General features: G+C 45.6%; 8 protein-coding genes. All 8 read left to right on the forward strand.

Annotated features, from left to right (window positions below):
* Positions 1-58 precede the first annotated feature (58 nt).
* Entirely contained in the window at positions 59-1,222 is a 1,164-nt protein-coding gene (oleD, locus tag SO_RS08010; protein ID WP_011071877.1) for a 2-alkyl-3-oxoalkanoate reductase, read from the forward strand.
* Between the two features lie 93 nt (positions 1,223-1,315).
* Positions 1,316-1,555, forward strand: coding sequence for a DUF3624 domain-containing protein (locus SO_RS08015; RefSeq protein ID WP_011071878.1), 240 nt, complete (start codon positions 1,316-1,318; stop codon positions 1,553-1,555).
* 366 nt (positions 1,556-1,921) lie between these two features.
* Positions 1,922-2,899: a TerC family protein gene (locus tag SO_RS08020; protein WP_011071879.1), complete on the forward strand. Its 978-nt coding sequence runs from the start codon at positions 1,922-1,924 to the stop codon at positions 2,897-2,899.
* A 162-nt stretch (positions 2,900-3,061) separates the two neighbouring features.
* Positions 3,062-4,591, forward strand: coding sequence for a hypothetical protein (locus SO_RS08025; RefSeq protein ID WP_011071880.1), 1,530 nt, complete (start codon positions 3,062-3,064; stop codon positions 4,589-4,591).
* 527 nt (positions 4,592-5,118) lie between these two features.
* Positions 5,119-5,997, forward strand: coding sequence for an ABC transporter ATP-binding protein (locus SO_RS08030; RefSeq protein WP_011071881.1), 879 nt, complete (start codon positions 5,119-5,121; stop codon positions 5,995-5,997).
* A gap of 12 nt (positions 5,998-6,009) precedes the next feature.
* Entirely contained in the window at positions 6,010-9,567 is a 3,558-nt protein-coding gene (locus SO_RS08035) for an ABC transporter permease/M1 family aminopeptidase (protein ID WP_011071882.1), read from the forward strand.
* Positions 9,568-10,018: 451 nt separating this feature from the next.
* Complete coding sequence (locus SO_RS08040) at positions 10,019-10,324, forward strand: hypothetical protein (RefSeq protein ID WP_011071883.1); 306 nt, start codon at positions 10,019-10,021, stop codon at positions 10,322-10,324.
* Positions 10,325-10,573: 249 nt separating this feature from the next.
* Positions 10,574-12,295, forward strand: coding sequence for a phospho-sugar mutase (locus SO_RS08045; RefSeq protein WP_011071884.1), 1,722 nt, complete (start codon positions 10,574-10,576; stop codon positions 12,293-12,295).
* Positions 12,296-12,327: the final 32 nt, after the last annotated feature.

Here is a 12,327-nt window from a genome sequence, read left to right on the forward strand (position 1 = left end):
TGCATTCAAGCGCTGAACTTAATACTGTAAACGACACTGAGTGTCTCGGAATAGCAAGATGACCGATAATTCTTCCATTTCTCTCACCCCTGCGGACTTAGAACATGTGCCGTTACAGCCAACACGCTTAAAGCAAGTGGGCGGTGACCAAGCATGTATCAAACTGAGTCTTGATGCGCGTGAGCAAACCGCGCTGGATGCCTTGGCCGCTAAGGTCAGCCATGCCTTTGTGACGGGAGCGGGAGGATTTTTAGGTAAGGCTATTTGCCAGCGCTTAATTGCCGCAGGCATTAAGGTGACTGGATTTGCTCGAGGTCGCTATCTTGAGCTTGAAGCCCTTGGCGTGACTATGGTGCAGGGGGATTTAGTCAATCCTGAGCAAGTTAAACAGGCCATGCAGGGCTGCGATATCGTATTCCATGTGGCCTCAAAAGCGGGGGTGTGGGGTGATAGGGACAGCTATTTTTGTCCTAATGTGAAGGGCGCTGCCAATGTGATTGCTGCTTGTAAAGCACTAAAAATCAATAAGCTAGTTTATACCAGTACCCCGAGTGTCACCTTTGCGGGCGAGGATGAATCGGGGATTAATGAGTCAACACCCTACGCCAGCCGCTTTTTAAATTACTACGCCCATTCCAAGGCCATTGCTGAGAAGATGATGCTCGATGCGAATCAATCATCTTCAACAAATGCGGCTTATGTCCTCAAGACTGTTGCCCTGCGTCCGCATTTAATCTGGGGACCTAATGATCCTCACCTCGTGCCACGGGTGTTAGCACGCGGCCGTTTAGGTAAGCTGAAGCTGGTGGGGCGCGAGGATAAATTGGTCGATACCATTTATATCGATAATGCCGCCTATGCCCATGTCCTTGCCGCCCTTGAGCTTTGCCAAGCAACACCCAAGTGCCAAGGCAAAGCCTATTTCATCAGTAACGATGAGCCTGTGACTATGGCCAAGATGTTGAACATGATATTGGCCTGTGATGGGTTGCCACCTGTTACACAAAGGGTTCCACAGATGCTGGCCTATGCAGTAGGCGCAGTGTTAGAAACGGCATATCGTCTGCTGAATAAGCAAGAAGAGCCGATAATGACCCGCTTTGTGGCAAAACAACTTTCCTGCAGTCACTACTTTGATATCAGTGCGGCAAAGCAAGATTTTGGCTATAGCGCCTTAGTGTCGATAGAAGAGGGGATGAAACGCCTTAAGGCATCGCTATAACGGCATTGCCTGTTTAATGAATTTTGGCTCATCTATTCCCCTTTGAAGCATGGTATCTTATGTCGCAAATATTGGATGAGAGCTGGCAACTTAATGGCGTGTGATGATTGCAAAACGTCGATTTTTAGGCAAAAGATAGGCCGCTGTAAACGCTGTATGTGGCAGTTGACGCTGCTGTCACTTATTGGTTGGCCTTTATGGTGGTTTCTCTATGGTGCAACGCCGCGGGAAGTGAACGCCATCGCACTATTATTTTTCTGCGCCGCTTTTAGTGGCTTGTTATTACTGCATCTTGTGGTGTTAGCTGTGCGTCGTATCCGAGGGCGTGAATAACGCTTCTCTAATAGCAGCTTAGCCGTTTTAATGATTTAAGTTTTTCATCCTTAATGGGTCCCCATTATTTCTGCTTAGTATTTCTAAGTATTCAATCATCATTTAATTTTCGCTTAATACTCAAGTGTTACACACTGTCCTGAAATTCTTCGATGTTTTGGGCAGCTTTTGGCTCGCTATTTTTGAGTTAGGATATGCGCAGAAACGCGTATTTTTGGTCGTTCGGATAGATAAACGTAAACGAATTTTAATCTGATATTTTAGATTTTTTATTTCATTTACCTGTTTTAGAGTCGATTAAGTATTAAAATGCTGGTTAGTAAATAGGCCGAAATAGTTCGGTATTTTAGGTTTTTAAGGATCAATATGGAGTTTTTTACCACACTCTTTGTGGGCTACCCGATGTGGGTTTGGTTAATGTTTTTTGGATTTGTGTTGGCGTTGTTGGCCTTTGATTTAGGCGTGCTACACAAAGAGCAGCATGAAATTACTGTCGCAGAGAGCCTCAAGTTATCGGCCTTTTATATTTGTATGGGGCTATTATTTGGCGCTTGGTTATGGTGGTACAAGGGATCAACCGCGGGGATGGAATACCTCACGGGTTACCTTATCGAAAAGTCGCTGTCAATGGATAACGTTTTTGTTATCGCCTTGATTTTCAGCAGCTTAGGTATTCCACGTTTGTATCAACACCGAGTGCTGTTTTGGGGCATTATGGGCGTTATCGTGCTACGCGCCATTATGATTGGCTTAGGCGCGGCGCTGGTGGCGCAATACCAAGGCGTGTTGGTGTTGTTTGGTCTGTTCTTGATTTTCACTGGTATTAAGATGCTCTTTTCGAACGATGAGCATGGTGATATTCAAGATAATAAGTTTTACAAATGGTTACGTTCTAAAATGCGCTTTACTCCAAGCCTGCATCAAGAGAAGTTTTGGGTAAGGGGTGAGGATCATCAACTCAGTAAAGGCTGGTGGGCAACGCCCTTGTTTTTGGCGTTGATCTTAGTAGAAACTGCGGATCTGGTGTTTGCGGTTGACAGTATTCCAGCGATTTTTGCGATTACCCAAGATCCTTTTATCGTCTATACCTCTAATATCTTTGCTATTTTAGGTTTGCGGGCATTGTACTTTGCTCTCGCTGCTATGGTGCATCGTTTCGAGTACCTCAAGTACGCGCTGTCGGTCGTGTTGGTGTTTATCGGTGTTAAAGTGGGGCTGGTGTACTTTAATCACGAAGGCATTGTGGACTTTAAGATCCCAACAGCGTTATCCCTAGGCGTCACCTTTGGTCTACTGCTTGCGGGTGTTTTATTCTCATTGTGGAAGACACGCGAACAGAAATAACGGCGCAATAGTATTACTCATTAAGGCCATTGAACTTATATTCAATGGCCTTTTTGCTGGTAAGTAAGGCAGTCACTTGTAAAGTCAAAAATTAGTCTATGCTTAATTTGCATCATAAAGATGCAGAAACTGAAAATGACGAATACTTTCAAGGATGAAACTATGAAATTGCCAATCGCGAGCTTATTTTTATGTGCGTTTTTGGGATTTACTGCTCAAGCTGCACAACCTCAAGTTAATCAACACAAATCTCCCGCTAGCACTACCTGTACCGGAACCTATCCTAGCTATTTTCAAGACCCAGCCTTTAGCAAAACGGGTATGTGGGATAATCAAGTTATCATTAATCAAGCCTATCCCGGATGGCAGGGACCTATTTTTCGGTTAAGTGATGCTTACTCGAGTGCTAAAGCCGACAAACAAATGCCATGGCTTAAGTTCAATCCATTTGATAAAAATCTCTCTGAAAAAGATAAGAATACCCAAGCGTGGAATTATCTCTGGGCGGTGATGGCGTATATCCAAGAAGGGAATATCGACAGCGGGGACGTCAATACCGACTGGGACCTATGCAACAATAAAGTACGTTCTTGGTATCATATTCCATATCAGACTTATGATCCTTTGAGTGGTCGAGAGTTTATTCATGGATTGACCCGTGAAGCGCCGGTAACGATGACAATTAAAGGGCAAGGGGAGATTAAAACCACCATGTGGGCTGTGGGATTTTATAATCCACAAGCGGCCAACAGCCTTGCTAAGGTATGGACTGGTGCGGACTCTCCTGTGATGCCTCAAACCAATTTTGCCTTTAACGAAGGCAGTGTGATTGGCAAATTGTTGTTTACCACCGCAACACCTAATAATTACCCCTTCTTAGAAAATGTGCCGGTATGGCGCGCGAATATCAGTGCAAGTGAGTATTGTGAGTGTAAAAATGCCGATAGTAGCGCCTGTAGTTTTCAACAAGAAACCGAGCAATGCCCGCGTTCTGTCGCCGATGTTTACCTATTACAGTTTGATATAGCAGTGCGTGACAGCCGTTCACCCGTTGGTTGGGCCTATGGCACCTTTGTGGCCGATGGACAGTTTAAAGCTAAGGAAAAAAATCCTTGGAACCGCATTTCACCGCTTGGGCTTATGTGGGGCAATGATACGCCGCCCGTCACTGTGGGCGCGGCAGCATTTCCACAAAACTCTGTATCAGGCCTTAAAGATAGCGCTGTATTTCAAGAGGTGGTTACACGTTTAAATGAGAAAACCAATGCAGGGCATTTAGGCTGCAATGGACGCTTAAATGGTCCCGCTGATAATGCCTTGAGTAGCTGCTTATCTTGCCATCAAACGGCTTCAGTGCCCGATAGTACCAACAACACCCCAGCAATTATGTACCAGTTTGCGTCGTATCAAGAGCCTGGTAGTGGCCAATGTTTGACAACACCCAGCAAACTCGATCTTGCGATTGACCAAGTGTATTTTAAGTCCTTCCAGTGTTCTGAATCCTTCACGGGTCCCCAAAATATCGTGCCCTTACCTAAATATACTCAAGGCCAACAACAGTGGATCTCGACTGATTTCTCGCTGCAACTCAGTATTAGCCTAACCCAATGGCAAGAATGGCAACAGGATCAGCAAAATCTGCAGAAGAATATTAAAGTGCGTGTTTTCGATGGCACACTACCATCCCGTTAACGGGCAATTTATGTAACGAATTGTATTTAACCTTAGGGCGTGTTGACGTTTCGAGATTAGATTTTGTTCGTTCTGGCAAGCACGTGTTCGCGAAACGAGGAATGATGTGTAGTTATTCTACTCAAATGACGAGCTGCTCTTATGACAGAAAGTAAGAGCAAGGGCTTGCCAGACGAACCCTTCGGGCAGCATTTGGCTGACTTTTCTGCCGCGTTATCGTCCGTTTATGTAGAATAACTACACTGCACGGACTTTGCCTTGCATAAAAGCCAGCCAAATTGCTGCAAAAATAACCCTGAAACGTCAACACGCCCTAGTTATAGGGATAAAAATTCGTTAATTATTGTCAATGATTTCAATGTAGAAGGGCTCATGTTGAGCCCTTTTTCTTGTGTGCAATTTAGGATTTCTATTTGCATTTTTTGGGCGTCTATTCGGTAAGTGTATGAATATATTAGTAACTACTGTACTGGTTAAATATTTATGATAACGTGGTGCTATTTTGAACACAAAAGCAAGAGGGAAGCATGCTAACAATTACTGATTTAACCAAAACCTACGATAACGGCGTTAGGGCGCTTGATGGGGTTAACTTAACCATTTCTAAGGGTATGTTTGGGCTGCTTGGCCCTAATGGGGCGGGTAAATCCTCTCTCATGCGTACGATTGCTGCACTGCAAAGTGCTGATAGTGGCAGCATCGTTTTCGACGGGATTGATGTGTTAGCTGATCCGCAGTCGTTACGCAAAACCTTAGGTTATTTACCGCAGGACTTTAATGTTTATCCGCGGATCAGTGCCTACGACTTGTTAGATCATCTTGCGGTGCTAAAAGGCATTAATCAGAGCAAACAACGTAAAGAAATCGTGGAGGGTTTACTGGCGCATACTAACTTGTATCAACATAAGAGTAAGGCGGTAAGTGGCTTTTCTGGGGGGATGAGGCAACGTTTTGGGATTGCCCAGGCGTTACTTGGCGATCCTAAATTATTGATTGTTGATGAGCCAACCGCAGGGCTCGATCCTGAAGAGCGCAATCGCTTCCATAACCTGTTGGTGAGCCTAGGTGAGGAAAAAGTGGTGATCCTCTCGACTCATATTGTGGAAGATGTGTCTGAGCTGTGCGCAAATATGGCGGTGTTAGCCTCGGGGAAAATTTTATTACAGGGTAATCCACAACAATTAGTGAGCGAGTTAACCGAAAAAATTTGGACTAAAACGGTTGATCAAGCTGAAGCTCAACAACTTGAAAATACCTTACCTGTCATTTCTAAACGATTACTCGCAGGGCGAACCGTTCTGAATGTGATGGCCGAGACGTGCCCAGAAGGTTTTACTCCCGCCGCCGCAGGGCTTGAGGATTTGTATTTCTCAACCTTGCATAGCCATCGCCATCAGGCAGCTTAAGGAGCAAACCCTATGCTGTTATCTATGTTGAGATTTGAGTGGCGTTATTATTTGCGTCAGCCATCCTTTTACGTTGTTTCTTTTTTATTGTTTTTAATGAGTTTTTTATCCGTAGCCTCCAATAATATTCAAATTGGTAGCGGTGGTGAAGTGATGAAAAACAGCCCTTTTAGCATTAGCCAAACCTTGCTGATCATGGGGCTTATCTCTATGTTTGCTGTCGTGAATTTTGTCGGCAGCACTGCGATTCGTAACCATCAGCATTTGATGGAGGAGCTTGTCTACAGTAAACCTTTGTCTCCATTCGCCTATCAATTCGGCCGCTTTTTAGGCAGTTTTATGGTGGTGTTGGCCGTATTTGCCTTTGTGCCAATTGGTTTGATGTTGGGCTCATTTATGCCTTGGGTCGATGCGAGTCGCTTTGGGCCCTTTGCCTTGAGTCACTATGTGATCCCGTATTTACAGTTGTCTGTCCCAAGTTTACTGCTGATTTCATGCCTATTTTATGCAATGGCAAGCCGTTTTCGCTCGTTGATGGCCTTGTATTTAACCGCGGTGGCCATGTTGGTGCTGTACACGCTGACTGGCGAAATGGCGAGCCAGCCGCAATATCGCACCATTGCGGCCTTGCTTGATCCTTTTGCACTGCGCACCTTTGCCGAAGTGACCCGCTATTGGACGATCAGCGAAAAGAATCATCAGTTACTCGAATTGTCAGGGCTTGTGTTACAAAACCGCGCACTTTGGTTAGTGATTGCTGGCGTATTACTTGCGATGTCGGGGATTTTCAGTCAACCGACCCTAACGAAAAAGCGTGATAAAAAGTCTTCAAAAGTCGAAAAAATCCCTGATTTAGTTCCTCTCACTGCACTCGCGATGGCAACCCTGCCTAATGGTAGATTGCAATTTTGGACTCGGGTGAAGTTTGAGGTTCGCCAAGTGCTATTGACCGCGCCATTTGTGGTGCTAGGCGCGTTAACGGTTTTCAATTTAGTCGGCCCTATGTTTGATGACTTTGGGTGGTACGGTACCTCCAACTGGCCTTTAACTCAGGATATGGTGGATAACATTGCCGGTGCCACTGGATTATTAATGGTTATCGTGCTGATTTATTACAGCGCCGAAATTGTATGGCGGGAGCGTAGCTCAGGCATGGGCGATATCGTTGATAGCGTACCTGTGTCTAACTTGAGTTTTTGGGCGTCAAAATTAGTCGCCGTGCTGATTGTGATGACCTTACTCTATATGCTCGCGATGGGCACTACCATAGTGTTTCAGCTGATTAAAGGGCAAAGCAATTTAGAAATATCCCAATATCTGATCCGCCTTGGATTTTATTACCTGCTGCCTTTGCTGATGACCTCAGTACTAGCGTTTTTCCTTCAGGTACTTAGCCCAAATAAATACGCAGGCATGGGACTGTTTGTCGCCTATTACCTGACCACCTTTGTGATGGCAAATTGGGGTTTTGGCCATAGTTTGTATAACTTTGGTCAATCACCCAGCGTCAGTTACTCAGATATGAACGGTTATGGTTGGGGCTTACTCAGCCATAGTTTGTATATGATTTATTGGGGCGCCTTTAGCGTCATGTTGTTTGTCTTAGGCTATGGATTGTACCACCGTGGGCCGCAGCAAAGTCTTAAAACCCGGTTAGGATTATTAGGTTATCAACTTGGCCACAATGGCAAGGTGATTATAGCAGCAGCTCTGGTGATCTTTGTGGGCTCTGGGAGTTATTTGTTTTATCAGACCAAGGTGGTCAATCATTACCTTACTCAAGAAGAAACCACTGATTTACAAGCTGATTACGAAAAGACGTTCAAACAATATCAAGGCATGCCTATTTTAGTGACCACTCGGGTTAATGCTAATGTCGATATTTTCCCTGAGCAGCGAAAAATAGCCGCTAAGGTGATGTTTGAATGGCAAAACAAGTCGGATAAGCCAATTGAAAAGATGCTAGTGCAGTTCCCCGAGCATACTCAGGCTGAAACGGTAAAAATCAATATTCCGAATACTCACCTTGGCGAGTTTGATCGCCGCTATCGCAATGCGTGGCTGACGTTTTCAACGCCAGTGCAGCCGGGACAGTTGGTGGTGGGTAATATTGAATTAGTGCGTGAGTCTACCGGGGTTGCTGAGTCAGGTTTTGATTTATCCGTGGTAGAAAATGGCACTTTTATCAATAATTTTGAGCTGCTGCCGCTGTTTGGTTATCAAGACGGTTATGAGCTGATGGATCGCCATGAGCGCCAAAAACGTGGACTGGCAGAAAAAAATCGCGCCAATAAGCTTGAGGATAGCCGTTTCTATCAGCAAAACTTTTTTGGGGTCGATGGCGATTTCATTCAATTTGAAGCCACCATTTCAACCAGCATGGATCAAATTGCCCTCGCGCCTGGCTATTTGCAAAAGCAGTGGCAGCAAGATGATCGCCAATACTTCCATTATTTGATGGACAGTCCAATGGTGAATTTCTATGCCATTATCTCTGGCCGTTATCAGGTTGAAAAGATTGAACATCATGGGGTTGCCGTTGAGGTGTATTACCATGCCGATCATTCTTGGAACGTGACCAGAATGGTGGAATCAGTTAAGGACTCGATTGATTATTACACCGCCGCATTTGGTCCATATCAACATAAACAGATGCGGATAATGGAGTTTCCCGGATATCGAAGTTTTGCGCAAAGTTTCGCCAATACTGTGCCTTACTCCGAGCGTATCGGCTTTATAACCGATTTGCGCAACGAGGATAATATTGATCCTGTTTACTATGTCACGGCCCATGAAGTGGCTCACCAGTGGTGGGGACATCAAGTGGGAGCGGCGGATGTGCAGGGCAGTGCGGTGATTTCTGAGAGTCTGTCACAGTATTCGGCGCTGATGGTGTTAGAGCATAAGTATGGCGATAAAATGATCCGCAAGTTCTTGAAATATGAACTTGATCGTTATTTACGTGGCCGCTCAGCTGAGTCGATAAAAGAACAGCCATTACTGCGTAGCGAAAATCAGCAGTACATTCATTACCAAAAAGGTTCTGTAGTGATGATGGCCATTAAGGATGTGCTAGGGGAGGCCAAGTTAAATGCAAACCTCAAAGCCTTTTTGACACGCTATCAATATCGTAATGATCCTTTCCCCACTACGTTAGATTTAGTGAGTTATCTAAAGCAGGGAACTGATGAGGTTCAGTCGCGCTTTATCGATGAGTCTTTCAATGACATCACGCTCTATGATTTGCGCCTTACCAACGCAGTCGCAAAAACATTACCAGATGGTAAAACGCAGCTTGAGTTAACGATTTATGCAAGCAGAAAGGTAGCCACAGGCAAAGGTGAAGAAGCCGAGCAGCCTTTGGATATGTCCATAGACATAGGCGCCTTTAGTGCCGACCCCGATAAGCTCAAAGACGAAAAGCAAATTTTGTTGCTCGAGAAACATCACTTAGTGAGCGGTGAAAATAAACTCACCATTACCTTAGCTGAAAAGCCCAGTTATGTGGGTGTCGATCCCTTTGTGAAGTTGATTGACCGCGATGCGAGGGACAATATCTTTAAGCTGTAACACGACCCTAAAAACTGGCGCCAGAGTGCGCCAGTTTTTTTATTAAGAGTGCGCCAGTTTTTTATTAAACCTGCTGCTTCAAATTGGGTAGTGATGATTGAACATCTCCCGATGCCACAGTCAGTTTTTCCCACTGTTGAGTTTGGTAAAAGTGCGTAAACTGTTCTATTTTTCGTATAGACAGACAATTTGGCTCAGTGTTTTTGAGGCGTTAAAAGACCTATATTGCGTTCAATCGAGCCATAGTTCTGAGCTTTTTCAGCTTTGTACTAATAACAATAAATTATTCGCATCATCAAATGAGTGCTTAAGCCATTATCTTGCCAAGTTGGCGACAGTTGGACTCATTCTGAGATACAGGAGATTAGGTTACTCCATGATTGCCAACAATCTAACAGATTACAGCGAGCCAGGCCTTTACGCCGAGGTTTGTATAACGAGGAGAACGATCATGTCTATGGTGAGTGCGAAAGAATTTGCTCATTGGTTAATGAAACGCTTCGAAGGTGTGGAAAAGGGCGTCAGTTTAACGCGAGAAGATATTAATCAGCTGACTGGGCGCCAAAATTTTTCATTGGTATTTGTCCATGATATTCACTACGAGTTGATGCGTTTTGGTATGGCATTTGTGACGGACACGGGGCGGGATACTTACTATCTGGTGCGAGTGTGTGATAAACCATGGCGCCGTCAACTGGAGCAGGATTGCGAAACGGATCTGTTCTCTAACGTTGTGTCGATTAATCTTCTGCGTTAAGACTGCATACCTGTGGCCTGTTTCGACACATTTTAGCTTGAGGTGGCAAGCTATTTCGACGAGCCACGGTTTGCTGTTACCCAAGAATTAACAGAGTTAACAAACCGATTATTTAAGTTATTTCATCGCTTTTAAGTTGCAACATTCGTCTTCTTTACACTCAAACCCACAGAGAGAAGTGCAAATTCGCTTGTTCTTATGCATGGATTTTCCTAAGGTAATTGAAAATGATTTTCACTGAGGCAACCTATGAATACTCATCTGCAATTACAAATTCAGCATTGGCTTAAAAATGATCCCGATCCAAGTACTCAAGCCCAATTACAAGCCCTTATCGACAGCGGTAATGAAGCCGAACTCGCAGCGCGTTTTGCGGGACGTTTAGAGTTTGGCACCGCTGGGTTACGCGGCGTGGTGGGCGCGGGCCCGATGGGCATGAATCGGCTGGTGATCCGCCAAACCTCGGCTGGACTTGGCGCCTATCTACTGGAACAGATCCATGATGTGGCCGAACGCGGTGTTGTGATTGGTTACGATGGTCGCCATGACTCATACACTTTTGCCCATGATACCGCTAGCGTACTCACCGCCATGGGGATTAAGGTGCGCTTAACCGCAAAAGTCGCACCAACGCCGCTGGTGGCATTTGGGGTGAAACATTTTAATGCTGCTGCAGGAATTGTGGTGACCGCCAGCCATAATCCGCCTCAATACAATGGTTATAAAGTGTATTGGGAAAATGGCGCGCAGATTATTCCGCCCCATGACTCAGGCATTGCTGCCAAGATTGAGCAGGCAGCGACTCAAGCTATTCCGTTTATGGAACTGGACGACGCCATCAAGCAGGGCAAACTAATTTGGCTTAATGATGATTATTATGAAACCTACCGCCGCGGTGTAATGCATGCCAAGGTGCTGCAAAATCATACCGCGCCTGAAAAAGTCAGCCTTGCCTATACTGCCATGCACGGCGTTGGCGCCGATATGGCCGAAACCGTGCTCAAGGATGCCGGTTTTACCCAAGTGTATTCGGTGGCGGCGCAGCGTGAGCCTGATGGTGATTTCCCTACGGTGAATTTCCCCAATCCGGAAGAAAAGGGCGCGATGGATTTAGTCATTGCCGAGGCGAAAAAGCATAGCGCTATGCTGGCTTGTGCCAATGACCCCGATGCCGATAGATTTGCTGTTGCCGTGCGCAAGGATGATGGCGAATATCAAATGCTAACGGGTGACCAAGTGGGCGTACTCTTTGGCCATTATCTCCTGAGTCATGCAAGTGCAGATCAACGCCTCGTAGGTACGACCATTGTTTCTTCCAGCTTGTTATCTAAAATTGCTAACGGTTTTGGTGTGGAGAGTTATACCACGCTCACCGGTTTTAAATGGTTAATGAATGTGGGGATTGCCCAAAGTCAGCCAGATAACCAATTCCTGTTTGCCTACGAAGAAGCCCTAGGTTACACCGTCGGTAACATGGTGTGGGATAAAGACGGTCTATCGGCTTTAGTCGCTTTTGCCCAATTAACGGCAGAACTCGCGGCCAAAGGGCAAACGATTTGGGATAGGCTTGAGCAGATTTACCGCGAGCAGGGATTCCATCTCAATGCGCAGGCGAGCATCGCCTTAAAACCTGAAACGCCCAATATTGGTGCCTATTTACGTGAACATCCGCCACTGACAATTGGTGAGCATGCCGTGGTGTCGACCGATGATCTCAAGGCGCTATCGCGTCGCTTTGCCGATGGCAAAGTAGAGAACATCAATCTGCCTGCCAGTGATGTGTTAACTTATCGCTTATCCAATGGCGCGCGGGTGATTGTGCGGCCATCCGGCACAGAGCCCAAAATCAAGTGTTACTACGAGGTTGTAGAGCCTATGACAGCGCAAGATACCTTAGCCACGGCGCAAGCGAGAGCGACTCAGGCGATGGAGGCGTTTATCTCAGCCCATCAGGCGAGTTTGCCTAAGTAACTCTATTCCCCTTCGGTAAATAAATTCACTTT

Origin of the sequence: Shewanella oneidensis MR-1 (assembly GCF_000146165.2) — a bacterium.
In the GTDB taxonomy this organism is placed as follows: domain Bacteria; phylum Pseudomonadota; class Gammaproteobacteria; order Enterobacterales; family Shewanellaceae; genus Shewanella; species Shewanella oneidensis.